Genomic DNA, 26,323 nt, shown 5'->3' with positions numbered 1-26,323 from the left:
ACTCGGGGGGCGGCGCTCAGGCCTGCTCGTCGATGAACGCGAAGATCTCTTCGTCGGAGGTGAAGAGCTCCTCGCCGGCCGTCCCGTCCGCGCCGCCCGCGGACACGTCCTCGCCGAGTCCCGCCAGCGTGCGGCGCAGCAGCTCGGCCAGGCCCTCGCGGCTTCCGGCGGCCGCGGCGGCGTCCCGCAGGACCCGCTCGGCCTCGGCCAGCGAGGTGTCCGCCGGCCCGGAGGCGGAAGCGGGGGCGGGGGCCAGCTCCTGGTAGAGGTGGCCGGCCAGCCGGGCGGGAGTGGGGAAGTCGAAGACGACCGTCGTCGGCAGCCGCAGACCGGTCGTGCCGGCCAGGCGGTTGCGCAGCTCCACCGCCGTCAGGGAGTCGAACCCGAGGTCCCGGAAGGAGGAGCCGGGCTCGATGGCGTCGCCGGAGGGCTCGGCCAGCACCAGGGCCGCCTGGGCTCGGACCGCGTCCTGGACCAGGCGCCGGGCCTCGCTCTCCGGCAGTCCGGTCAGCCGGGAGGCCAGCGTGGCCTGTCCGGCCCGGTGCTCGGAGCGGGCGGTGCGGCGGGCGGGACCGCGCACCAGTCCGCGCAGCAACGGCGGTACCGGCTCCCGGAACCGGGCGGGCTGGAGCTTGGCCGGCACCACGACGGGCAGGGCGCTGTCCATGGCCGCGTCGAAGAGCGCCAGGCCCTCCGCGACGCCGAGGGGTGCGACGCCGTCGCGGGCGATGCGGCGCAGTTCGGCCTGGCCGAGGTGCCCGGTCATGCCGCTGGCCTCGGCCCACAGGCCCCAGGCGACGGACACCGCGGGCAGACCCCGTTCCTGCCGTCGGATCGCGATGGCGTCCAACGCGGCGTTCGCGGCCGCGTAGTTCGCCTGACCGGCATTGCCGATCACACCCGCCACCGACGAGAACAGCACGAACCGCGCCACGTCCAGATGAGCCGTCAGCTCGTCCAGCACCCCGGCCGCACCCGACTTCGGCTCCAGCACCCGCCGCAACCGCTCATCCGACAACTGCGCGACCACACCGTCGTCCAGGACACCCGCCGCATGCACCACCACCTGCAGCGGACGCTCCACCGGGATCCGTCCCAGCAGCGCCTGAACCGAAGCCCGGTCCGAGACGTCACACGCCTCCACCACCACCTCGGCGCCCAGCGCTTCCAGCTCGGCGGCCAGCTCCGCCATCCCCGCGGCCGCCGGCCCGCGCCGGCCCGCCAGCACCAGCCGGCCCACCCCGTGCGCCTCGACCAGCCGCCGCGCCACCAACCGGCCCAGCGTCCCCGTCGCACCCGTCACCAACGCCGTGCCCCGCGCATCCACCCCACGCGGAACCGTCAGCACCACCTTGCCCACATGCCGCGCCTGAGACACGAACCGGAACGCCTCCGGCGCCCGCCGCACATCCCACACCGACACCGGAAGGGGCCGCAGAACTCCGCTCTCGAAGAGCCGCATCAGCTCCGCCAGCATCCGCTCGACGCGCTCCACGTCGAGACTCGGCAGGTCGAAGGACTGGTACGTGACGCCCGGGTACTGGGCGGCGACCTCGTCGGCGTCACGGATGTCGGTCTTGCCCATCTCGATGAACCGGCCGCGACCGCCGAGCGCCCGCAACGACGCGTCCACGAACTCACCCGCCAGCGAGTCCAGCACCACGTCCACACCCCGGCCACCGGTGGCCGCGAGGACCCGCTGCTCGAACTCCAGATCACGGGACGAGGAGATGTGCTCCTCGTCCAGCCCCTGCCCGCGCAGCGTCCCCCACTTGCCACGCGACGCCGTGCCGAACACCTCGGCGCCCAGATGCCGCGCCACCTGCACCGCCGCCATACCCACGCCGCCGGTCGCCGCGTGCACCAGCACCGACTCGCCCGCCCGCAGACCCGCCAGCTCCACCAGCCCGTACCAGGCGGTCAGGAAGACGGCCGGGACGGCCGCCGCCTGGGCGAAGGACCAGCCCTCCGGCATCGGCACCAGCGTGCGCCGGTCGGCCACCGCGACGGGTCCGTAGGCGCCGGGCACCATGCCCATCACCCGGTCCCCGACCGCCAGCCCGGTCACACCGGGGCCGACCTCGAGGACGACGCCCGCGGCCTCGCCGCCGAGCCCGGTCAGCCCCGGCACCAGGCCGAGGGCGACGACCACGTCGCGGAAGTTCAGGCCGGCCGCGCGCACACCGACGCGCACCTCGCCCTCGCCGAGCGGCCGCAGCGCCTCCTCGCACGGCACCAGCGCCAGCCCGTCCAGCGTCCCGTCGCCGTGCGTGTCCAGCCGCCAGGCCCGGGCGCCCTGCGGAACAGGCAGCCCGTCTCCGGCGACGGGGGCCAGCCGGGGCACGAGCAGCCTGCCGTCGCGCACGGCGGCCTGCGGTTCGTCCGCGGCCAGCGCGGCGGCCAGCGCGGGGCCCCAGTCGCCGGTCCCGGCGAGGTCGACCAGCGTGAACCGGTCCGGGTTCTCCGACTGCGCCGAACGCACCAGACCCCACACCGCGGCCTGCGCCGGATCCACCGGCTCCGCCGGACCGGTGCGCACCGCACCCCGGGTCACCAGCACCAGCCGGGTGTCCCGGACGGCCTCGGCGGCGAGCCAGTCCTTGACGGTGGCGAGCGCCGCGGCGACCGTCCCGGCCACCGAACCCGCCGGCTCGACGGCGAGCACGGCCACCTCGCAGCCGCCTGCCGTCAGCAGGTCCCGGGAGTACGGGGCCACGGCGGCGCCGAGCGCGGTCAGCTCCTCGGGCAGCGGGTCGAGACCCGGGGCCACGGCCCAGCGGCCCTCGGCCCGGACCGGGCCGGGGACGGAGCTCCCGGACCAGTCCACGGAGTACAGGTGCCGGCCCGCGGGCCCGGCCGGGCGCGGCGCCTCGGCCACGTCCCGCAGGGCGAGTCCGTCGACCGTGACGACCGGCGCTCCGGTGGCGTCGGCCGCGAGCAGCGACACCTCCTCCGCTCCGGTACGGCGCACCCGCAGCCGCAGCAGGGACGCACCGGTGGCGTGCAGGCGCACCCCGGACCAGCTGAAGGGCAGCTTGGTGGCGGGCCGGCCGTCGGTCCGGGCGAACCAGTCGCCGGCGAGGATGCCGTGCAGGGCGGCGTCCAGCAGCGCCGGGTGCAGCCCGTACCGCTCGACCTGGCCGCGCACCGCCTCGGGCAGCGCGGCCTCGGCGTACAGGTCGTCGCCGTCCTGCCACACCGCGGTGAGGCCGCGGAAGACCGGCCCGTAGCCGTAACCGGCCGCCCCGAGGCGGTCGTACAGGTCGTCGACGGGCACCGGGCGGGCGCCGGCGGGCGGCCACACGGTCAGGTCGCCGGGACCGGCGGCCGGTTCGTCGGCCAGGGAGCCGACGGCGTGCCGGGTCCACTGCCGGTCCAGGCCGTCGCCGAGGTCCGGGCAGGACGAGACGGTGAGCTGCCGGTGTCCGTGCTCGTCGGGCTCGTCCACCCACAGCTGGAGGCGCACGGCGTCGTCGGCGGTCAGCAACAGCGGCTCGTGCAGCGTCAGTTCCGCCACGGTCGCGCAGCCGACCTGGTCCGCGGCGCGGACCGCCATCTCCGCGAAGGCCGTGCCGGGCAGCAGCACGGTCCCGGCGACGGCGTGGTCGGCGAGCCACGGGTGGGACTTCAGCGACAGCCTGCCGGTGAACATCCAGCGGTCGCCGCCGGCCACCGGCACGGCCGCACCGAGCAGTCCGTGACCTGTGCCGTCCAGGCCCGCGCCGGTGACGTCCGCGGCGGCCTCGGCGTCCTGCTCCAGCCAGTAGCCGCGGTGCTGGAAGGCGTACGTCGGCAGCGGGACACGGCGGCCGCCGGCGCCCGCGTGCACCGCGGCCCAGTCGACCCGGACGCCCGCCACGTACGCCTCGGCCATGGCGGTCAGGACGCGCGTCCAGTCGCCCTGGCCGCGGCGCAGGGTGGTGAGCACGGCCGCGTCGGCGCCGGCGTCCTCGACGGTCTGGGTGACCCCGACCGTGGCCACCGCGTGCGGGCTGACCTCGACGAAGGCGTCGTGTCCGGCGGCCAGCGCGGCCCGTACGGCGGACTCGAAGCGAACCTGGTTGCGCAGGTTGCGGTACCAGTAGCCCGCGTCGGTGACGGCGCCGGTCACCGGTTCACCGGTGACGGTGGAGTACAGCGGTACGCGACCGGTGCCGGGCTCGGTGCCGGCCAGCAGTTCCGCGAGCCGCTCCTCGATCCGCTCGACGTGGTGCGAGTGGGAGGCGTAGTCCACCGGGATGCGGCGGGCCTCGACCTCGCGTCGGGCGCACTCGTCCAGGAAGGCGTCGAGCGCCTCGGCGTCACCGCTGACGATCACCAGGGACGGCCCGTTCACGGCGGCGATCTCCAGCCGCCCGGTCCACTCGGCGAGCAGCGGGCGCACCGCGTCCTCGGGCAGCGGCACGGAGACCATGCCGCCGAGGCCGGACAGCGCGGTCAGCGCCCGTGCCCGCAGCGCCACGACGGCGGCCGCCTGCTCCAGGGTGAGCAGTCCGGCGACGTGGGCCGCGGCTATCTCGCCCTGCGAGTGGCCGATCACCGCGGTCGGAGTCACCCCGGCCGACTCCCACAGCCGGGCCAGCGCGACCATCATCGCGAAGGAGACCGGCTGCACCACGTCGACCCGGTCCAGCCATCCCGCCTCGGGCGCGGCCCGCAGCACCTCGCGCAGCGACCAGTCCACGTGCGGGGCGAGGGCGCTCTCGCAGTCGTCGATCGCCGCCGCGAAGACGGGGGACGTGTCCAGCAGTTCGGCTCCCATGCCGGCCCACTGGGCGCCCTGGCCGGGGAAGACGAACACCGGGCGGTTGCGGGAGCGCCCGCCGGAACCGCGTACCAGGTGCGCGGCCTCGGTTCCCTCGGCGACCGCGGCCAGTCCGGCGAGCAGTTCCTCGGAAGTGCCGCCGACGACGACGGCCCGGTGGTCGAAGGCGGTCCGGCCGGCCAGCGAGACGGCGACGTCGGCCGGGTCGGCGCCGGGCAGCGCGGCGAGCAGCCGGGCCGCCTGGCCGGCGAGGGCGTCGGCGCCGCGTCCGGACACCGCCCAGGCCACGGCGGGCAGTTGCCGCCCGGCCGGTTCCGCCGGGGTGTCCTCGGCGGGCTCGGGGGTCTGTTCCAGGATGACGTGGGCGTTGGTGCCGCTGATGCCGAAGGAGGACACCGCGGCGCGGCGCGGCCGGTCCGTCTCGGGCCACGGCTGGGCCTCGGCGAGCGGGGCGACCGTCCCGACGGACCAGTCCACGTGCGGCGAGACCTCGTCGAGGTGCAGCGTGGCGGGCAGTACGCCGTGGTGCATGGCCTGCACCATCTTGATGACACCGGCGACACCGGCCGCGGCCTGGGTGTGCCCGATGTTCGACTTCACCGACCCCAGGAGCAGAGGCCGCTCCGCGGAACGCCCGGCGCCGTAGGTGGCGATGAGGGCCTCGGCCTCGATCGGGTCGCCCAGCGCGGTGCCGGTGCCGTGCGCCTCCACGGCGTCCACGGCGTCCGGCGTCAGACCCGCACCGGTCAGCGCCTGCCGGATGACACGCTCCTGAGCGGGCCCGTTCGGCGCGGTGAGCCCGTTGCTCGCACCGTCCTGGTTGACGGCACTGCCCCGCACCACGGCCAGCACCCGGTGCCCGTTGCGCCGCGCGTCCGACAGCCGCTCCAGCAGCAGCATGCCCACGCCCTCGCCCCAGCCGGTGCCGTCGGCGGCGGCGGAGAACGGCTTGCAGCGGCCGTCGGCCGCGAGACCGTTCTGCCGGCTGAACTCCACGAACGCGCCCGGCCGGGACATCAGCGTCGCACCGCCGGCCAGCGCCAGCGAGCACTCGCCCCGGCGCAGCGCCTGCACCGCCAGGTGCAGCGCCACCAGCGAGGAGGAGCAGGCGGTGTCCACGGACAGCGCGGGGCCGTTGAAGCCGAACGCGTAGGAGATGCGCCCGGAGGCGACGCTCGTCTGCGTGCCGGTCAGCAGGTGGCCGTCGGTGCCGCCGGTGGGCTGGTCGAGGCGGGGGCCGTAGTCGCTGGCGAGGACGCCGACGAAGACGCCGGTGTCGGAGCCGCGCAGCCCGGCCGGGTCCAGACCGGCCCGCTCCAGCGTCTCCCAGCTCGTCTCCAGCAGCAGCCGCTGCTGCGGGTCCATCGCCAGCGCCTCACGGCGGCTGATGCCGAAGAAGCCCGCGTCGAACGCGCTGATGTCCTCGAGGAAACCGCCGCGCCGTACGTAGGTCGTGCCGGAACCCTCGGATCCGAACAGCGAGTCCAGGTCCCAGCCGCGGTCGGTGGGGAAGTCGCCGAGCGCGTCCACCTCGTCCGCCACCAGGCGCCACAGGTCCTCCGGTGACTCCACGCCGCCCGGGTAACGGCAGCCCATGGCCACGATCGCCACGGCGTCGTCGTCGGACGGCCGCCCCGCAGGGGCGGGGGCGGCCACCGCGGCGGCGGGCTGCGGCGCGGCGCCGGCCAGCTTGCCGTGCAGGTGCTCGGCGAGCTCCAGCGGAGTCGGGAAGTCGAAGACGACCGTCGTCGGCAGCCGCAGTTCGGTCGCGCCGGCCAGGCGGTTGCGCAGTTCGACGGAGGTCAGCGAGTCGAAGCCCAGTTCGTTGAAGGGGAGTTCGACGTCCACGGCGGTGTCGGGGCCGTAACCGAGGACGACGGCGACCTGGGCGCAGACCGTGTCGACCACGGCCTGCCGGGCGGCCTCCTCGGTGAGGCCGGCCAGCCGTGCGGCCAGTCCTCCTCCGTCGGCGCCGGTCACGGCGGCGGCCGTACGGCGCTGGGCGCGCACGAGACCGCGCAGCGGTGCGGCCAGCCCAGGTCCCTGACCGCTGCGGGCGCGCAGCGCGGCGAGGTCCCAGTGGGAGGCGACCACGGCGGGTTCGGCGCCGGCCAGGGCCGCGTCGAACAGCGCCAGGCCTTCCTCGGCCTCCAGCGCCACGGTTCCGGCGGCGCCGGCCAGCCGGGCCCGGTCGGCACTCGACAGACCGGCGGTCATGGCCGACTCCGGGGCCCACAGGCCCCAGGCGACGGACACCGCGGGCAGACCCCGTTCCTGCCGTCGGATCGCGATGGCGTCCAGCGCGGCGTTCGCGGCCGCGTAGTTCGCCTGACCGGCGTTGCCGATCACACCCGCCACCGACGAGAACAGCACGAACCGCGCCACGTCCAGATGAGCCGTCAGCTCGTCCAGCACCCCGGCCGCACCCGACTTCGGCTCCAGCACCCGCCGCAACCGCTCATCCGTCAACTGCGCGACCACACCGTCGTCCAGGACACCCGCCGCATGCACCACGACCTGCAGCGGACGCTCCACCGGGATCCGTCCCAGCAGCGCCTGAACCGAAGCCCGGTCCGAGACGTCACACGCCTCCACCACCACCTCGGCGCCCAGCGCTCCCAGCTCGGCGGCCAGCTCCGCCATCCCCGCGGCCGCCGGCCCGCGCCGGCCCGCCAGCACCAGCCGGCCCACCCCGTGCGCCTCGACCAGCCGCCGCGCCACCAACCGGCCCAGCGTCCCCGTCGCACCCGTCACCAACGCCGTGCCCCGCGCATCCACCCCACGCGGAACCGTCAGCACCACCTTGCCCACATGCCGCGCCTGAGACACGAACCGGAACGCCTCCGGCGCCCGCCGCACATCCCACACCGACACGGGGAGCAGGGTCAGCGCGCCGGTGCCGAACAGCCGCATGATCTCGGCGAGCATCTCGCCGATCAGGTCGGGTCCGGCCTCCGGGAGGTCGAAGGCGCGATAGCTCACACCCGGGTACTGGGCGGCGACCTCGTCGGCGTCACGGATGTCGGTCTTGCCCATCTCGATGAACCGGCCGCGACCGCCGAGCGCCCGCAACGACGCGTCCACGAACTCACCCGCCAGCGAGTCCAGCACCACGTCCACACCCCGGCCACCGGTGGCCGCGAGGACCCGCTGCTCAAACTCCAGATCACGGGACGAGGAGATGTGCTCCTCGTCCAGCCCCTGCCCGCGCAGCGTCCCCCACTTGCCACGCGACGCCGTGCCGAACACCTCGGCGCCCAGATGCCGCGCCACCTGCACCGCCGCCATACCCACGCCGCCGGTCGCCGCGTGCACCAGCACCGACTCACCCGCCCGCAGACCCGCCAGCTCCACCAGCCCGTACCAGGCGGTCAGGAAGACGAGCGGCACCGACGCCGCCTGGGCGAAGGACCAGCCCTCCGGCATCGGCACCAGCGTGCGCCGGTCCACCACGGCGACCGGGCCGTAGGCCCCGGGCACCAGACCCATCACCCGGTCCCCGACCGCCAGCCCGGTCACACCCGGACCCACTTCCTCGACCACGCCGGCCGCCTCCCAGCCGAGGCCGGCGAGGCTCTCCACCATGCCGAGGGCGACGACCACGTCGCGGAAGTTCAGGCCGGCCGCGCGCACACCGACGCGCACCTCGCCCTCGCCGAGCGGCCGCAGCGCCTCCTCGTACGGCACCAGCGCCAGCCCGTCCAGCGTCCCGTCGCCGGCTGCCTCCAGGCGCCACGCCCGGGCATCCCGCGGCAGGACCAGGGTGCCGTCGTCGGCGGCGCGGGTGAGCCGGGGAACGCGCAGCGCGCCGTCCCGGACGGCCACCTGGGGCTCGCCGGAGGCCACCGCGCGCAACAGGGCGTCGTGCGGGCCCGCCAGGTCGACCAGGGTGAACCGGTCCGGGTTCTCCGACTGCGCCGAACGCACCAGACCCCACACCGCGGCCTGCGCCGGATCCACCGGCTCCGCCGGACCGGTACGCACCGCACCCCGGGTCACCAGCACCAGCCGGGCGCCGGCGAACCGGTCGTCGGCGAGCCACTGCCGTACCGCCGCGAGCACCCCGGAGGTGGTCTCCGGGACCCCGCCGCCGACCGGGCAGGTGAGGATCGCGACGTCGGCGCGCCGGCCGCCGTCGGCCGCCGCGGCCAGTTCGTCCAGCCCCGCGTGCGAGGGCAGTCCGGTGACGGGCTCGCCGACCGCCGCCCAGGACGACGGTGTGGCGTCGGCGGCCGGAAACTCCTCCCAGCCGACGCGGTACAGGTGGGTGGCCGTGTCCTGGGTGTCGGCCGTGAGGAAGGACGCGGGCACCGCCCGCACGTCGAGGCGGCCCGCCTTGAGCACCGGCTGTCCGGCGCCGTCCGCGGCCTCGACGGTCAGCGCGTCGGGGCCGTCGGCCGTCAGGCGGACGCGCAGCGCCGTGGCTCCGGTCGCGGCGAGCGACACGTCCTGGAAGACGAACGGCAGCCGCAGCTCGGCGGAGCCGGCTCCCGCGACGTAGGGGTGCAGGGCCGCGTCGAGCAGCACCGGATGGAGGCCGTAGCCCTCGACACCGGTGCCGTCCGCGAGCGCGATCTCCGCGAAGGTCTCCTCGCCGCGGCGCCACACCGCGCGGACGGCGCGGAAGGCTGGGCCGTAGTCGTAGCCGACGTCGGCCAGGTCGTCGTAGGCGGTCTCGAAGGGGACGGGGGCGGCGCCGGCCGGCGGCCAGGCGGTGGCCCAGTCGGGCCGGGCGGGCGCCGCGCCGCGGGAGGAGACCGCGCCGGAGGCGTGGCGGACCCACTCGGCGTCGGCGTCGCCGCGCGAGAACACCTTGACCGTACGGGCCGGTCCGGCGCCGGTGACGACGATCTGGATCCGCAGATCGCCCTTGTCGGGCAGGACGACCGGCGACTCGAAGGCGAGTTCGTCCACGTGATCGCAGCCCACCTGGTCGGCGACGTCGAGCACCAGGTCGAGCAGCGCGGTGCCGGGCACGATCAGCCGCCCGCCCATGCGGTGGTCGGCGAGCCACGGCAGGTCGGCCACCGACAGCCGTCCGGTGGCGACGGCTCCGTCGCCACCGGCGACGTCCAGGACCGCGCGCAGCATCGGGTGCCCGGTCGGGCGCAGACCGGCGGAGGCGACGTCCGCCTCCGGCCGGCTGCTGAGCCAGCTGCGCTTGCGGTCGAAGGCGTAGGTGGGCAGGTCGACACGGGTGCCGCCGACGGCGAGCGCGGACCAGTCCACCGTGCCACCGGCCACGAACACCTCGGCCAGGCAGCGCAGCAGCGCCTCGTCCTCGGCGCGGTCGCGGCTGTGCAGGGCGGCCACGACGGCGTCACCGTCCAGGCTCTCCCGGACCATCGCGGAGAGCACCGCGCGCGGGCCGACCTCCAGGTAGGCGCTGATCCTGCGGTCGTGCAGCTCGGACACCACCGGGTGGAACATCACCGGCCTGCGGATCTGCTCCAGCCAGTACGCGGGCTCGGCCCAGGACGCGGTGACGCCGGTGCCGATGAGGTCGGTGACGTGGGACAGGCGCGGCTCGTGGAAGGCGAGTTCGCCGAGCACGGCGGCGAAGTCCGCCAGCATCGGCTCCATCAGGGGCGAGTGGAAGGCGTGGCTGACGGTGAGCCGCTTGGTGCGGCGGCCGCGCGCCTGCCACTGGGCGGCGACGGCGAGGCAGGCGTCCTCGTCCCCGGAGACGACAACGCTCCGCGGTCCGTTGACGGCGGCGATCCCGACGAGGTCCTCCTGGCCGGCGACGGACGGCAGGACCTCCTCCAGGGAGGCGGAGACCGCCACCATGGCGCCCCGGGCCTCGAGCGCCTGCATCAGCCGCCCGCGGGCGGTGACCATGCGGGCGGCGTCCGCCAGCGACCACACCCCGGCGACGTGCGCGGCGGCGATCTCGCCGACGGAGTGCCCGGCGATCTCGTCCGGGTGCACGCCCAGCGAGCGGAGCAGGGCGAAGGCGGCGACCTGGTAGGCGAACAGGGCGGGCTGGGTGTAGCAGGTCTCGTTGAGCAGCGCCGCGTCGGCGGTGTCCGGCTCGGCCCACATGATCTCCCGCAGGGGCCGCTCCAGGTGGGCGTCGAGTGCCGCGCACACCTCGTCGAAGGCCTCGGCGAAGACGGGGAACGCCCGGTACAGGTCCCGGCCCATGCCGGGGCGCTGCCCGCCCTGGCCGGTGAAGAGGAAGGCCGTCTGGGCGAGGGACCGGGCGCGGCCGGTCACCGCGGCGCCGGCGCCGGTCCCGTCGCGCAGCGCGGCGAGGCCGGCCAGCAGGTCGTCGCGGGTGCGGCCGTCCAGCACGGCGCGGTGCGGGAAGAGGGCGCGGGCGGCGAGGGAGTGCGCCACGTCGGCGGGGCCGGCGGCGGGATCGGCCTCGATCCGGCGGTACAGCCGCTCGGCCTGGCCGCGCAGCGAGGTCTCGCTGTGCGCGCTGAGCACCCAGGGGAGCAGCCGTCCGCCGTCCTCCCGCGGGCCGTCGGCGGCGGTGTGCCCGGCGGGTTCGGGGGTCTGTTCCAGGATGACGTGGGCGTTGGTGCCGCTGATGCCGAAGGAGGACACCGCGGCGCGGCGCGGCCGGTCCGTCTCGGGCCACGGCTGGGACTCGGCGAGCGGGGCGACCGTCCCGCCGGACCAGTCCACGTGGGGGGACGGCGCGTCCATGTGGAGGATGCCCGGCAGTACGCCGTGCTGCATGGCCTGCACCATCTTGATGACACCGGCGACACCGGCCGCGGCCTGGGTGTGCCCGATGTTCGACTTCACCGACCCCAGCCAGAGCGGGGTGCCGGCGGCGCGGTTCTGCCCGTAGGTGGCGATGAGGGCCTCGGCCTCGATCGGGTCGCCCAGCGCGGTGCCGGTGCCGTGCGCCTCGACGGCGTCCACGGCGTCCGGCGTCAGACCCGCACCGGTCAGCGCCTGCCGGATCACCCGCTCCTGCGCCGGCCCGTTCGGCGCGGTCAGACCATTGCTCGCACCGTCCTGGTTGACGGCGCTGCCCCGCACCACGGCCAGCACCCGGTGCCCGTTGCGCCGCGCGTCCGACAGCCGCTCCAGCAGCAGCATGCCCACGCCCTCGGCGAACGCGGTGCCGTCGGCCGCGGCGGAGAACGGCTTGCAGCGGCCGTCCGCGGACAGTCCGTTCTGCCGGCTGAACTCCACGATGGTGCCGGGGCGCGACATCATCGTGACGCCGCCGGCCAGGGCCAGCGAGCACTCGCCGCGGCGCAGCGCCTCCGCGGCCAGGTGCAGCGCCACCAGCGAGGAGGAGCAGGCGGTGTCCACGGACAGCGCGGGGCCGTTGAAGCCGAAGGTGTAGGCGATACGGCCGGAGGCGACGCTGGTCTGGAAACCGGTGAGCAGATGCCCGTCGGTGCCGCCGGCCGGCTGGTCGAGGCGGGGACCGTAGTCGCTCGCCATCACGCCGACGAAGACGCCGGTGTCGGAGCCGCGCAGCCCGGCCGGGTCCAGACCGGCCCGCTCCAGCGTCTCCCAGCTCGTCTCCAGCAGCAGCCGCTGCTGCGGGTCCATCGCCAGCGCCTCACGCGGGCTGATGCCGAAGAAGCCCGCGTCGAACTCGTCGGCGTCGTGCAGGAAGCCACCGCGACGTACGTACGTCGTGCCCGATCCCTCGCCGAACAGTGAGTCCAGGTCCCAGCCGCGGTTGGTGGGGAACTCGCTGGTCGCGTCCACCCCGTCGGCCACCACGCGCCACAGGTCCTCAGGCGACTCCACGCCCCCCGGGTAACGGCAGCCCATGGCCACGATCGCCACGGCGTCGTCGTCGCGCCGGGCCCGGCCGGCCCGGCGGACGGCGATCGCCGGCGCCTGCTGTGCGCCGCTGCGCAGCCGGTCGTGCAGATGGTCGGCGAGCCGCTGCGGAGTGGGGTGGTCGAAGACCAGAGTGGTGGCCAGCGGCAGGCCGGTGGCCAGGGACAGCCGGCGGCGCAGCTCGACGGTGCCGAGCGAGTCGAGGCCGAGCTCCTTGAAGGTCAGCGCGGGGTCGACGCCGCGGCCGTCGGCGTCCCCGCACAGCGCGGCGGCGGTGTCCACGACGAGGCGGAGCAGCTCGCGTGAGGAGCGCACCTGAGCGGGGGCCACCTCACCGGCGGTGTCCCGGGCCCGGCCGGTGTCGGTCAGCCAGTAGCGCTCGCGCTGGAAGGCGTACGTGGGCAGGTCGGTGCGCCGGGCCCCGGCCGCCCGGGCGAGGAGGGCGCGGTCCACGCCCGCGCCGCGGACGTACGCCTCGGCCGCCGATGCCCGGAGCCGGTCCGGGCCGCCCTCGCCGCGGCGCAGCGTGCCCAGGGCCGCCGCGTCCAGTCCCGCCTCCTCGGCGGTCTCCTCGACGCCCGCCACCAGTACCGGGTGCGGGCTGCACTCGACGAAGACCCGGCAGCCCAGTTCGAGGGCGCCGCGGGTGGCCCGGCCGAACTCCACGCCGTGGCGCAGGTTGCGGTACCAGTACTCGGCGTCCAGCGTCGCGGTGTCCAGTGCCTCACCGGTCACGGTGGAGACGAACAGGATGTCCGCGGAGACCGGCCGCACGGGGGCGAGTTCGCGGAGGATCTCCTCGCGCAGCTCCTCCACCGCCGCGGAGTGCGAGGCGTAGTCGATCGGCAGCACCTTGGTGCGCCGGCCGGCCGCCTCGAACACCTCGGCGACGGCGGCCAGCGACGCCGCGGGGCCGGAGACGACGACCGAGGAGGGGCCGTTGACCACGGCGACGGACAGGTCGGGGGCGTGCTCGGCCAGCGTCGCCTCGACGGCGTCGCGCGGCGCGGCCACGGACATCATGCCGCCGCCGCGACCGCCCAGCCGGGTGATCGCGCGGGCCCGCAGCGCCACCACGCGGGCGGCGTCGGACAGGGAGAGCGCACCGGCCACCGTGGCGGCCGCGATCTCGCCCTGGGAGTGGCCGACGACCGCGTGGGGCTCCACGCCCTGGGCACGCCACTGCGCGGCGAGCGCGACCATGACCGCCCACAGGGCGGGCTGGACCACGTCGAGGCGGTCGAGCCCGGGCGCGCCGGGCCGCTGCCGCAGCACGTCGAGCAGCGAGTAGTCCACGAACGGGGCCAGCGCCTCGGCGCACTCGGTGACGCGGGCCGCGAACACCGGCGACTCGTCGAGCAGGGTGCGGGCCATCCCGGGCCACTCCGATCCCTGCCCCGGGAACACGAAGGCGGTACGGCCGGCCAGGGCGGCGCCCGCCGCGAAGCCGGCCTCGGACCGGCCCTCGGCCAGCGCCCGCAGCGCTGCCCGCTGCCCGTCCGGGCCGGCGCCCAGCACGACGGCCCGGTGCTCGAACTCCTCCCGCGTCTCCACCAGCGACCGCGCGACGTCGGCCGGCACGGCGCCGGGGTTCTCGTCCAGGTACCGTCCGAGCGCCTCGGCCTGCCCGCGCAGCGCCTGGCCGGAGCGCGCCGACAGCACCCACGGCACGGCGTCCTCGCCCGGCTCCGCGGCGTCGTCCGCGGCCGGGGCCGGCGGCTCGGCCAGGATCAGGTGGCAGTTGGTGCCGCCCATGCCGAAGGAGCTGACGCCGGCCACCAGCCGCTCGTCCGCACGCGGCCAGTCCCGGGCGCCGGTGACGACCCCCAGGCCGAGGTCGTCGAGCGGGATCCCCGGGTGCGCCGTACGGAAGTTGAGGCTGGGGGCGATCCGGCGCCGGCTGATGCTCAGGACCACCTTCAGCAGCCCGGCGATGCCCGCCGCTCCCTCGAGGTGGCCGATGTTGGTCTTCGCCGAACCCACCAGCAGCCGCGTGTCGCCGGCCCGGCCCGCGCCCAGCGCGGCTCCGAGCGCCGCGGCCTCGACGGGGTCGCCGACCGGCGTGCCGGGGCCGTGCAGCTCGACGTACTGGACATCCCCGGGCCGGATCCCGGCGCGCCGGCAGGCGGCGCGGATCACGTCTTCCTGCGCCCGCGCGCTCGGCACGGTCAGGCCGTCGCCGCCGCCGTCGTTGTTGACCGCCCCGCCCAGGACGACGCTGTGGACGCGGTCTCCGTCGGCGAGGGCCGCGGCGAGCGGCTTCAGCACGACGACCGCACCGCCCTCGCCGCGCACATAGCCGTTGGCCCGGCTGTCGAAGGTGTACGCGCGCCCGTCCGGGGACAGCGCGCCGAAGCGTCCGACGGCGTCGGTGGTCTCCGGCAGCAGGTTGAGGTTGACGCCGGCGGCCAGCGCCACCGCGGTCTCGCCGCGCCGCAGGCTCTCGCAGGCGGCCTGCACCGCGACGAGCGAGGACGACTGGCCGGAGTCGATGGTCAGGCTCGGGCCGCGCAGGCCGAGCGCGTAGGACACCCGGTTGGCGATGATGCCGCGCTGAACGCCCGTCAGGGTGTAGGCGCTGACCGCCTCGTCGCCCTGGCGGTCGTGCAGGGTGGCGTAGTCGCCGTTGATGGCGCCGACGAACACACCGGTGGCGCTGTCGCGCAGGGTGGAGGGGACGATGCGCGCGTCCTCCAGGGCTTGCCAGGCCAGTTCCAGGGTGAGTCGCTGCTGCGGGTCCATGGCGGCGGCCTCGAACGGCGAGATGTCGAAGAACGCGGCGTCGAAGGCGTCCACGTCGTCGATGAAGCCCGCCCGGCGGTGACCGGCGGCCGTACCGGCCGGCCACCGGCTCTCGGGCGCCTCGCCCACCGCCTCCCGGCCCTCGCTCAGCAGCTGCCAGTAGGCACGGGGGCCGTCCGCCCCGGGCAGCCGGCAGGCCATGCCGATGATGGCTATCGGCTCGTCGGCCGCGGACCGGTCCTGGACAGGGTTCATCGATGCATCCATTGAGAGCGTCACCTCAGGCTTCGCCACGCGAAAACGCCGCTGAAGAGGGCGATGTCGCCGCCGTCTGATTTTTCTGGCGTACTGGAACGAGGAATCCCCGGCACCCGGGCAAGCCCCGAACGTCCCGCGCGCCAAGAGCGCGGGGTGTTTAGTCGTCTTCCGGTGAGCCGCGGTGCGTCGAATACGAGAACGGGCTCAAGAACAGCGGAATATGAAGGTCCGAGACGCCGGGGTAGCGCACGGACACGATGATCTCGGGGTAGAGGGCCTCGGCGCCCTGGTCGCGGAAGTAGTCGCCGGTGGCGAACACCAGCCGGTAGACCCCCCGCGGCAGCGGATGCGGCACGAACGAGCCGATCCTGCCGTCGCTGTCCGTGCAGGCGCCGGCCACCCGGGCCCAGTCGCCGCGCTCGCGGCCGTACAGGGCGACCGCCAGGTCCCGGACGGGGCGGCCGCCGGTGGAGTCGAGCACCCGGACCGAGACACCCATGGCCCCAGCCTCTCCGTGCGTCAGCTCCAGATGATCTCGGCGTCGGGGCCGGCGCCGAAATAACCGAGCATGGAGGCGAACAGCGAAAGCATGTGAATCTCCCTTGTGGAAGCCCTGGAGAACTGAAGTCCCTTGCGGGTGAGTCCAGTTCTACGAGGCCCCCTTCTCAACGTCCTACCAGATCGCTATCACGCGCTAAATCACGTCAGCCCACGGCGCACACCGCGTATCCGCGCGGGGTCACCACCACCGGCAGTTCCCGCCGCTCATGGCTCTCCCCGCCGGCGAACGCCACCGTGATGTGGCTGTAGAACGGCCGCAGCCCGAGCGTGGCGAAGTAGCGGTCCGTCTCCAGGGTCAGCCGGAAGGTCCCCTGCGCGTCCCTGGACCCGAGGCAGCAGCAGCACCGCCCGTCCTCGCCGGTGACCCCGTCCCACACGCGCTGCCAGTGGTCGAGGCCCAACCGCTCCAGGCACAGCGGCAGACCGTCCACGGGTCGTCCGTTGGTGCCGTCCGTGACGGACACATCGAGCTTCACGCCGTATCGGCCTCTTCCCTGGGTCGCGGCTCCCCGGGCGCACCTCGCGCCCGAGGGGGCACCGTCCCCCGCCCCGCTGTCAGGCCGCTGTCGCCCGGCTTTCACCGCTCTCAATGCCCGGCGCCCACGGGACCCGACGGTCCCGCGAGGCCGCGGCCGGCCGGCGCCGGCAAGGGCGCGACCTCTATACGGGCAGGAAGTCGCCGACCTCACGGGAGACGGCTCCGCCGTCCGGTGGCCCCTGCTCGCCGGACGGGCCGGCGACCCGGTCCAGCACCCGCAGCGCGCGGTCCCGCCAGCCGGTCGCGTTCATCTCCTCGAAGATGTCCAGTGCGGCGCCCGCGTGGTCCCGGGCCCGGACGTGGTCACGGCGTTCGGCGGCCAGCTCGCCCAGGGTGAGCCGGATCCGGCCGACGGCGAACCGCTCGTCGGCGCGCTCCGCGATGGCCATGCCGCGTTCGAGCATCTCCAGCGCCTCGGCGTGCGCGCCCTGCCGGTCCCGGGCGACGGCCAGGCCGCGCAGCGCGTGCGCCTCGCCCACCGGGTCGCCGACGGCGCGGATGCTCTCCATGGCCCGGGTGAAGGAGCTCTCCGCAGCCGCCGCGTCGCCCGTCTGGAGGTGCGCCTCCCCCAGCCGGCACAGGATCTGCGCGCGTATACGGAAGCCGCCGGAGCGTTCCACGGCCGCGAGCGCGGCCCGCAACGTCCGTTTCGCCTCGGTCAGCAGACCGCGCTCCAGCCGGATCTGCGCCATGTTGTTCAGCACGTGCGCCTCGGCGGTCGGGTCGTCGACGTGGGCGAGCAGGGCGAGCGCCTCCTCGTAGCCCGCCATGGCCTCCTCGTGCCGGCCGCGCACCTGGTCGGTGAAGGCCACGTTGCGCCGGGCCAGCGCCTCACCGTGCCCGTCGCCGACCTCCCGGAACAGCTCCCTGGCCACCTGGAGCCGGTCCCGGGCCTCGTCCAGCTGGTACTGGAACATGTGCAGCGAGCCCAGCGAGTACAGCATCGCCGCCTGGCCGCGCCGGTTGCCGTGGTGCCGGGTGACGGCCAGGGCGATCTCGTGCGTGGTGCGCCAGTCGTCGAAGTAGTTGTAGTTCTGGAACATCGTCACCGAGGTCAGCGCGAGGTCCCAGCACAGCTCGTCCAAGCCGGCGGCGGCCGCCTGCCGCACCGCCGTGATCAGGCCGGTGCGCTCCGCCTCGAACCACACCATCGGGTCGGCGATCTCGCGGTCGACGACCCACCGGTCGAGCGGCAGGCGCGGGGCGTCGCCGTGGATGGCGTGGTCCCCGCGGTAGACCTTCCGGTGGGCCTCCTCCAGCAGGTACAGCCAGCTGCTCAGCACCCTGCCGAGGACGGCGGAGCGCTGCGGGGTGCTCTCCTTCTCGGCCAGGCACTCCTGGGCGTACACGCGGACCAGGTCGTGCAGCCGGTAGCGGGCGTGACGGCCGTCCACGAGTTCCACGTCGACGAGCTGTGCGTCGACCAGGAGCTCCAGGGTGTCCTCGGCGACGGGCGCCTCCATGTCGAGCAGCGGCGCCGCGACCCAGGAGGGGAACTCGGTGGCCTCCAGCATCGACAGCCGGCGGAACAGGCACTGGGCCTCCGCGGGCAGCCCCTGGTAGGCGAGCGCCAGGCTGGCGCGGACTCCGACGCCGCCGTGCGTCAGCTCGTTGAGCCGGCGGCGCTCGTCGTTCAGCCGCGCCACCATGTGCCCGAGCGTCCAGTGCGGCCGGGCGGCCAGCCGGGCGGCGGCCACGCGCAGCGCCAGGGCCAGTCCGCCGCACAGGTCGATCAGCTCCAGCGCGCTGGGCAGGTCGCCGCGCACCCGGTCCTCGCCGAGGATCCGGCACAGCATCTGCACGGCCTGGTCGGTGGGGAAGACGTCGACCTGGACCGAATGGGTGCCCTCCAGGCCGGTGAGCCGGGATCTGCTGGTGACCAGCACCGGGCAGTTGGCCGAACCGGGCAGCAGCCAGCGCACCTGGGCCTCGTCGATCGCGTCGTCGAGCACGATGAGGAGGCGGCGGTCGGCGACGTGGTTGCGGAACAGCTCGGCGCGTTCCTCGATGCTCGCCGGGATGGCCGCGCCGGGCACGCCCAGGCTGCGCAGGAACCGTTCGAGGATCTGCGCGGGGGGCACCGGCTGGGCCGCCGGGCCGCGCAGCTTGGCGAAGAGCTGGCCGTCCGGGTACCGCTCGGCGAGCAGGTGCCCCAGGTACACGGCGAGGGTCGTCTTGCCGACGCCGCCCTTGCCGGTGATGGAGATGATCCGCAGTCCGTAGGAGCCCGCGGCGCCGGTCTCCAGCAGCCCGCGCAGGCTCTCCACCAGCTCGCCCCGGCCGGTGAAGTCCGCTATGGCACCCGGCAGCAGCCGGGGCACACCGGCCGTCTCACCGGCCGGTGCGGACGCGGCGGCCGGCGGACTCGGCGCCGCGGCCGGGGCGGGGGCGCTGTCCAGTTCCCCGGACAGGATCGCCTCCTCCAGCCGCCGCAGCTCCTCCCCGGGCTCGATGCCGAGCTCGTCGACGAGGACCTGCCGTCCGCCGCGGTACGCCTCCAGCGCCTCGGCCTGCCGGCCCGACCGGTACAGCGCCACCATCAGCTGGGCTCTGAGATGCTCGCGCAGCGGGTTCTGCATGACGAGGTCGATCAGCCGCTCCACGAGCTGCTGGTGGAGCCCCAGCGCGAGTTGCGCGTCCACCCACTGCTCGACCACGGCCAGGCGCTGCTCGCTGAGCCGGGCCGCGGGAGCCTGCAGCGCGGTGCGCGCGGCACCGCTGTCGATATGTATCTCGCCGCGCCACAGGGCCAGCGCCTCGGCGAACACGGAGGCGGCCTCGGCGTGCCGGCCCGCCTCGGCGGCGGCGCGTCCGGCCAGTGCGAGCCGGTCGAACACGCGTAGATCGAGGTCGTCGTCGCCGACCTCCGCGACATAGCCCGGGGGGCGGGTGTGGATGACGTCCCGCAGCCCGACCTTGGCCAGATTGGCGCGGACCATCGAGACGCAGATCTGGATCTGGCCACGGGCGGTGGACGGCGGTGAGTCCCCCCACACCGCGTCGACCAGCCGCTCGGTCGGGACGACCCGGTTCGCCTCCATCAGCAGAAGAGCCAGGACGATGCGCTGCCGCTCGGCGGTGATCAGTACCGTCCCTTCGGGACCCACGACCTCCAGCGGCCCGAGCATGCGAAAGTGCATGGCCTTCTCCCCCCACAGAAACGGCATTCGGAATGCGTCGCAACTCCCCAGAGCGACAGCCGTCTTCCACAGTACTTCTCAGCCATGACGGGGCGCATTAATACCTGGCAAAGAGTCAGGCATTGGTGCAGGTCAAGGGTTATCCCCCGGCGTAACGAATCCGATTTACCCGAACTGCCCCACCGTTCCGGGCGGGATCCGGACACTATGCCGCCGCCTCCTCCCCGCCGCCCGCGCACGCCGGCGAACCGACCGCGGGGACGGTCGCGGCGACACAGACCACCAGGTCGCCGTGGTGCGATACCGACATCTCGATCCGGTGGATCCTCCTCGCGTCGGCCAGGCGCCGGGCCCGGCCACGCAGCGTCACCTGCGGCGCCCCCCAGCGGTCGCCGGTGATCTCGATGTCCCGCCACCCGAGCCCCTGCCCGAGCCCCCGCCCGAGCACCTTCGCCGTGGCCTCCTTGGCGCAGAACCGCCCGGCGAGCCGCTCGGCGCGGCGCGGCCCGGAAAGCCCGTCCGCCTCGCGGAGCTCGGCCTCCGTGAAGACGAGCGTGCGATAACGCGCGTGCTCCGCGATTCGCTTGAATCGCGAAATACTCAGCAGATCGATGCCGATCTTCACGCCGCGCCCCCGCTCGCGGTGCGAATACGGGCGGCGATCGCCCGGCGCCGTTCCTCGTGCTCGGCCATCGACCGCTCGTATTCCTCGGCGTCCTGCGCCCAATAACAGGAATCGCGCCATTCGCCCGCCGTGAACGAATCGTAAGCACATCGCACCTGGGACTGCGCCGTCAGGTCCTCGGCGGACACGAGCATCGTGTTGTGCACCAGCACCTGGTTGATCACCGCCCGCATGTTCAGCTCCTCGCGGATGTAGCGGTGCATGGCGCCGACGGCCGCGGCGCCGTAGCCGCCGCGGAAGCGGGGCAGCACGCCGAAGGAGAGCTCGCAGGTGCGGGCCCGCCAGTCGATGGAGGTGATCCAGGCGAAGCCCAGGGTGCGCCCGTCGGGATGGCACATCGCGAACATGCGCTTGACGCCGTGCTCGTGCTCGATCGTGCGCCGCTGGTTCTCCACGAGCGCCTCGTCGCTGGAGACCACGGCGAAGTCCGTGAGGTTGGCCTGGAAGCGCTGCTCGCGCAGCAGGGCGCTGCGCGCGGGGATGTCGGCCTCTTCGAAGTGCCGGATCCTGGGTGTGATCATGACTCTTCCCTGGGAGTGGCGGCCGTACGGCTCAGCAGGACCCAGGCGTGGTGCTCGTCCGCACCGCACCTGACGAGGACCCGCTCGCCCGACCGCAGTTCGTCGCGGTGGAGTGCGTGATGGAGGTCCGGCCAGCCGCCGCAGGCGCCCGGACCGGTGAAGACGCGGTCCGCCCCGGGGTCCGGGCGGCCGCCCTCGCCCCAGCCGAGCACGCGCAGCGGGCCGTCACCGCCGCCGAAGCGCAGGGCCACGGCGGTCAGCCGCCCGGGCACGGCGCCGGCGAGGGCGAACAGCGGCTCGTCGACCACGACGGCCGTGACGCCGACCGCGGGGTCGGCCCACCAGGAGAGCAGGTCCAGCACGGCGGCGCCGCCCAGGTCGCCCAGGTGCGTGATGCCCATGTCCTCCGTGACCGGCCAGTCCCGCTCGTGGACGAGCCGGGGCAGGGCCGCGCTGAGGGTGTCGCGGTCGGCCGCGGACTGAACCAGCACGAAGGGCTGCGGCCCGGGCGGGGGCCCCAGCCTGCGCAGCGCGGTCTCGGCCAGGTCCGCGCCGTCCTCGCGCGCGGCCAGCATGCGCAGCTCCCGCAGCGGGGCGCCGCTGTGCTCCGCCACGGACGACAGGTACGAGGCGAGCAGCCCGCCGGCCTCCGGGTCGGCCTCCGTCCAGCCGCCGAACAGGCCGCCCTCGGCCGGGTCGCCGCCGGCCGCCCGCGCCTGCCCGGCGTCGCAGTAGCGGGGGGACTCCTCCACCGCGACCGCCAGGGCGTCGACGCTGAGCACGGGAGGGGCGGCGGCGCTCACGCGTCACCTCCGGCCGGCCGGTGCCCCGTACTGCGCACATGGCCGTCGGCGATGTGAAGTCGCTGCATGTTGCCGGTGCCCTCCATGAACTCGAAGCCGTAGGCGTCCCGGGACCACTTCTCCAGCAGCGGGTCGGCCGGCAGACCGCCGGGGCCGAGCACGGCGGCCGCCCAGTGGGCGACCGCCACGGGCAGTCCGCTGCCGGTGAGCTTGGCCATCGCCGGCATCACCCGCGCGTCGGGGTCGCGGTCGACCTCGGCGGCCGCCCGGTAGGCCAGCTCCCGCGCCGCCTCCGCCCTGGCGCGCAGCACCTCCCCGCCCGGGGCGCCCGGGGCCAGCTCGCCGACGCGGTCGAGCATGGCCAGCGCGGTGCCGACGGCCATGGCGCCGACCTGGATCCGTACGTTGTTGAAGGTCTGCAGCGCACCCCACAGGCCGCGCCGCGAGACCGGCAGGTGCTGCCCCAGCAACTGGTCCTCGGAGACGGGGTGCCCGTCGAAGGCGATCTCGCTCAGCCAGGCGCCCCGCAGCCCGAGGGTGTCGAGCCGCCGCCCCTGCCAGCCCCCGGCCGGGCGCTCCACCAGCACGGCCCGGATGGTCAGCGGCGAGCGCCCGGTGCGGGCGAAGACGACCCCGATCCCGGCACGGGCGGCGTTGCCGATGTACCGCTTGCGGCCGGACAGGGCGAAGCCGCCGGGCGTCCGTTCCAGCCGGCTCTCCAGCGAGGTGGCGTCACTGCCGTGCGCGGGCTCGGTCATCGCGAAGAAGGTGCGGGTACGGCCGTCCGCGACCCGGGCGTGGAAGAGGTCCCGCTGCGCCGGGCTGCCGAGGGCGTCCACGACGATCCCGGCCAGCGCGGGGCCGGGGGCGCCCAGCAGGGCGCCCGCGTCACCGCGCGCCAGTTCCAGGGTGGCGACCACCCGCTCCAGGCAGGTGCCCCGGTAGTCGCCGAGGACCTCCGGCGGCTCCGGCGCCGTCCGGCGCTCCGCCGGCAGCGCCGCCGCCCGGATCAGCGCCACCGCGGCCGAACCGGCGGGCAGCGCGGCGCCGTCCGGGTCGGCGTCGATGGCGAGCGCGTGCGCGCGCAGTTCGCCGGCCACCTCGGCGACCCGCTCCCGCAGCGCCACCAGCCGGGGATCGCCGTCGACCACACCGCCGCGGGTCTCCGGCCGGGCCGTCGCCCCGCCCCCGCCCGCGGCCGCCGGCCGCCCCGCACGCTCCCGCACAGCCGTGTCCGCCGCCTTCACTCCGCCTCCTCCGTCGCCTCTACGACGGCCGCCTGGAAGTACGCCCCCATGCCCTGCGCGGCCAGCACGCACCGCGTGCCGGGCGCCAACCGTCCCGTGCGGTCGGCGTGGTCCAGGGCCATCAGGGCGTCCACCCCGAAGGTGTGCCCCTGCTCGGGCAGCAGATCGAGGTGGACCCGGTCCATGGGGATGCCCAGCGCGCCGCTCACCGCCCGCCACACGAACGCGTTGGACATGTGCGGCATGATCCAGTCGACGTCGTCCCGGCCGAGACCGGCCCGCCGAAGGGCCTCGTCGATCACTCGCGCCATGCCCTCGACACACGCGGTGCCGAACTCACGGCTCTCCTCGGTGCTCATCCGCAGGTTCCGGTGGAACCGGGCGTCCCGCACCGCTGCGCCGCCGAGATAGCGGTACCGTCCGCGGTGCCGGCCGCCCTCGCGCCCCATGACGAACGCCGCCGCTGCGTCCCCACACACGACGAACCCCGGGATGATCCGGGACATGTCGCCCATGCTGCCCTGGTCCCCGCCGAGCACCAGCACCGTGTCGTCGGCCCCGGCGCCCGGCCGTCTCAGGAACCGGTCCGCGAGGTCGGCCGCGCGCAGCACCGAGGCGCAGTTGATCCGGGAGATCCCGTACACCGGGGTCGCGGGACGCGCCAGCCGGTCGCGGACGAGGGAGACGAACTCGTCATGGTGCCCGAAGGGCTGCACCAGCAGCGTGTGCCCGTAGAGCACCAGGTCCGCCCGGCGGCCCGCGAGCGCCTCGCGGCCGGCGTCCAGCAGCGCCTCGAGCAGGCTCTCGCCCTCGGCGAGCGAGGGACTGGTGCGCAGCCCGAAGATCCGGGTGAACAGCCGCCGTTCGGCGCGCGGACGGTCGTACCGGGCGAGGATCTCGTCGACCGAGTCCCGCTGGTCCGGCACCCGTGCCGCCACCCGGGACAGCGTGATCGTCATGTCCGGCTCCCCGCTCGCGGTGCGCCGCCGATCACGCCGCCGCTTTCCGCAGCTGGTTCGTCACATAGTCGGACAGACTCCCGAAGGACCGGAACACGTCGGCGTCCAGCTCGTCCGGGTCGATCTCCAGGCCGACCGTGTCCTCCAGGCTCATCAGGAGCTCCAGGACGCTCGTCGAATCCAGGGCGAGCTCCTCGAACAGCCGTGTCTCCGGCGTCAGTTCGCCGACCTCGCGGCCGAGCACCGCCTCCAGCGAGATCCTGATGTGCTCGGCGACCTTCTGCTGCTCCATGGCACGTCCTCCGCGTGGCTGGGCTGACTGGTGGAATACAGGTGCTGCGTGCGCACGGGATCCGTCAATGGCACGGGAAAAGGCACGGACGGATTTCCCTGCCCGGGACCGGCGAATTACGGCGCGCACTCACGGCCGCGCGCTTTTCCTGTCCACGGCAGCGGAGAAAAACCTGCACCGGCTAGGCTAGTGCGCCCGCCGGCCAATTCCCCGTGCCCGCCGGTGGCAGTTATTTCCTGGCCAGTCGATGTCACAACGCCGTCAGCCGCCCGGCCAGCGCCCTCAGCGGCTGCACGCCGCCGAGTTCGCGCACGCCGAGTCCCTGCCAGCCGGCCGCCCGCAGCGCCTCCAGTACGCCGGGGGCCCGCAGCAGCCGGCCGCCGGCGGCGACATAGCTGTCCGCCGGGTCGATCCCGGCCAGCCCGTTGACCCGTACGACGGCCGCGACCAGCGCCGCCTCGGCGTCCGGCGCGCAGGCGACGGCCGGGCCGGCGGCGTGCGCCGGGGCGCCGTCCGGCGCGGCGGGGAAGCCGAGGTCCCGCGCGACCTCCCCGAGCCGCCGGTCCGTGCCCTCCTCGGCGTGGGCCACGATCAGCTCCTCGTAACCGCGCAGGAACCGCTCCGCCTCCCCGGCCGGCAGCACCGCCTCGGCCGCCCGCAGGGCGACGGTGACGCCGTCGGACCACTCGTGGATGCGGAAGTAGGCGTCGGATCCGGACCGCGCCCAGGCGGCGGGCTCCGGGTTCCGGGTGAACCGGGTGCGCCGGGTGCCGCAGGAACGGGGGGCGTAGTTCAGGAAGTTGAGCTCGGTCTCGACCCGGACCTCAGCGCCGCGCCGGAAACCCTCCGCCGCGAGCAGCTCCAGGACCTCGTCGTAGGCCGCCTGGGGCAGGTTCTTCGCCCGCTCCACGGCGCCGGCGGCGCTCCGCACGGCCTCCGAGAACGCCGGATCGTCCCCGGACAGGTCGAGGAACACCAGCAGCGGGGCGAACATGCAGGTCAGCACGTCCATGGTGGCGGCGCTGTCCCGGTGGCTGGTGAACAGCCAGCAGGGCACCCGGCGGCTGCCGGTCCAGGCGGCGGTGGTCATCGCGAAGGCCGCCATGTGCACGGCCGACGGCCACACCCGGTACCGTGCGGCGACCGCCCGGGAAGCGGGCAGCAGCCGGGGCGAGGTGAGCGCCGCGCTGCTCGAGGCGGGTCGCCCGGCCGGGCGGCGGCGGGCGGCGAAGGCATCCCGCGGCAGGGCGGCGATCTCCTCGCGCCAGGGCGCCAGCCGCGCCCGGTCCGCCTCCGTCGCGTCCGGCTCGGGGGCGGCGAGGTCGGCCGGCTGCCGCACCACCGGGGGCAGCGCCGCCGGGCGGCCCGCGACGGCGCCGGCGAGCAGCGCGTCCAGCTCCCGCAGGAAGGTGTCGACGCTCCAGTCGTCGAACGCGATGTGGTTCAGGACCAGCACCAGCCGCCGGGGCACCCCGCCCGCCGTGACCAGGCAGGCCCGCACCGGCCAGTCGGCGGCCAGGTCGAACCCGGCCCGGGTGCACTCGGCGACCGCCTCGGCCGGGCCGGGAGTGCCGTCGTCCTCGACGGTGACCTCCCGGATCGGCAGTGCGGCCGGCGGGTGGACCCGCTGCTCCGGCCGGCCCTCGGCGTCGCACGGGAACGTGGTGCGCAGCGCCTCGTGCCGGCGCACCAGGTAGTTCAGGGCCGTCCTGACGCGGACGGGCGCGATCCCTTCCGGCAGCGGCGGGTCGAGCACGATGTGCGTATCGTGCCGGGCCGTGGGCGGCAGCTGGTGGTGATGCAGCCAGAAGTACCGCTGTCCGAGGCCCAGACGCGCCTGTTTCACCATGGGCGTTCGATCCTCCGTGATCGCTGTGGGAACGACTTTCGATGATGGGCGAAGCCGGTGCCGCCCCAATACCGCGGTCCGCTGTCACCAAAAGGACGGCCAAAAGCTGTCAGCGAGCACAAGGCGATGCCGCCCGGGAATTCCTTGACAGCATCGGCGGGCATTCGTCAGCCTTCATTGCACCAGCCGCCGCAGCAAC

Annotated in this window: 11 protein-coding genes; all 11 read right to left on the bottom strand. The window is 75.0% G+C overall.

Translation table 11 applies throughout. The annotated features are described in order from the left end of the window. Positions 1 to 16: 16 nt before the first annotated feature. Positions 17 to 15,526: a type I polyketide synthase gene (locus tag ACZ7JA_RS10050; RefSeq protein WP_470807859.1), complete on the bottom strand. Its 15,510-nt coding sequence runs from the start codon at positions 15,524 to 15,526 to the stop codon at positions 17 to 19. Between the two features lie 160 nt (positions 15,527 to 15,686). After that, positions 15,687 to 16,028 (bottom strand): hydroxyisourate hydrolase, encoded by a 342-nt coding sequence (gene uraH / locus ACZ7JA_RS10045; RefSeq protein ID WP_351661903.1) that lies wholly within the window; start codon positions 16,026 to 16,028, stop codon positions 15,687 to 15,689. A 205-nt stretch (positions 16,029 to 16,233) separates the two neighbouring features. Then, positions 16,234 to 16,566 carry a hydroxyisourate hydrolase gene (locus ACZ7JA_RS10040; protein WP_351661900.1) on the bottom strand — a complete coding sequence of 111 codons (333 nt, stop codon included), beginning with the start codon at positions 16,564 to 16,566 and terminating at the stop codon, positions 16,234 to 16,236. A gap of 184 nt (positions 16,567 to 16,750) precedes the next feature. Next, a complete protein-coding gene (locus ACZ7JA_RS10035; RefSeq protein WP_389300300.1) occupies positions 16,751 to 19,768 on the bottom strand; it encodes an AfsR/SARP family transcriptional regulator in 3,018 nt (1,005 codons plus the stop codon). A gap of 205 nt (positions 19,769 to 19,973) precedes the next feature. Next, on the bottom strand, positions 19,974 to 20,393 hold the full coding sequence (gene acpS / locus ACZ7JA_RS10030; RefSeq protein WP_351661894.1) for a holo-ACP synthase: 420 nt from the start codon (positions 20,391 to 20,393) through the stop codon (positions 19,974 to 19,976). Then, entirely contained in the window at positions 20,390 to 20,974 is a 585-nt protein-coding gene (locus ACZ7JA_RS10025; protein WP_351661891.1) for a GNAT family N-acetyltransferase, read from the bottom strand. The genes acpS and ACZ7JA_RS10025 overlap by 4 nt, the downstream gene beginning before the upstream one ends. After that, positions 20,971 to 21,777 carry a hypothetical protein gene (locus tag ACZ7JA_RS10020; protein ID WP_470807858.1) on the bottom strand — a complete coding sequence of 269 codons (807 nt, stop codon included), beginning with the start codon at positions 21,775 to 21,777 and terminating at the stop codon, positions 20,971 to 20,973. Before ACZ7JA_RS10020 ends, ACZ7JA_RS10025 begins: the two co-directional genes overlap by 4 nt. Beyond that, the gene (locus tag ACZ7JA_RS10015) at positions 21,774 to 23,024 is read right to left on the bottom strand and encodes an acyl-CoA dehydrogenase family protein (RefSeq protein ID WP_470807857.1); all 1,251 of its coding nucleotides are present in this window, start codon (positions 23,022 to 23,024) and stop codon (positions 21,774 to 21,776) included. Before ACZ7JA_RS10015 ends, ACZ7JA_RS10020 begins: the two co-directional genes overlap by 4 nt. Continuing rightward, positions 23,021 to 23,983: a 3-oxoacyl-[acyl-carrier-protein] synthase III C-terminal domain-containing protein gene (locus tag ACZ7JA_RS10010; RefSeq protein WP_470807856.1), complete on the bottom strand. Its 963-nt coding sequence runs from the start codon at positions 23,981 to 23,983 to the stop codon at positions 23,021 to 23,023. The genes ACZ7JA_RS10015 and ACZ7JA_RS10010 overlap by 4 nt, the downstream gene beginning before the upstream one ends. 31 nt (positions 23,984 to 24,014) lie before the next feature. After that, positions 24,015 to 24,275 carry an acyl carrier protein gene (locus ACZ7JA_RS10005; RefSeq protein ID WP_389300285.1) on the bottom strand — a complete coding sequence of 87 codons (261 nt, stop codon included), beginning with the start codon at positions 24,273 to 24,275 and terminating at the stop codon, positions 24,015 to 24,017. Positions 24,276 to 24,525: 250 nt separating this feature from the next. Then, on the bottom strand, positions 24,526 to 26,124 hold the full coding sequence (locus tag ACZ7JA_RS10000; RefSeq protein ID WP_470807855.1) for a condensation domain-containing protein: 1,599 nt from the start codon (positions 26,122 to 26,124) through the stop codon (positions 24,526 to 24,528). Between the last annotated feature and the right edge of the window lie 199 nt (positions 26,125 to 26,323).

The organism is Streptomyces sp. NPDC038135, from assembly GCF_055601245.1.
This window is presented reverse-complemented; position numbering and strand designations above follow the sequence as displayed.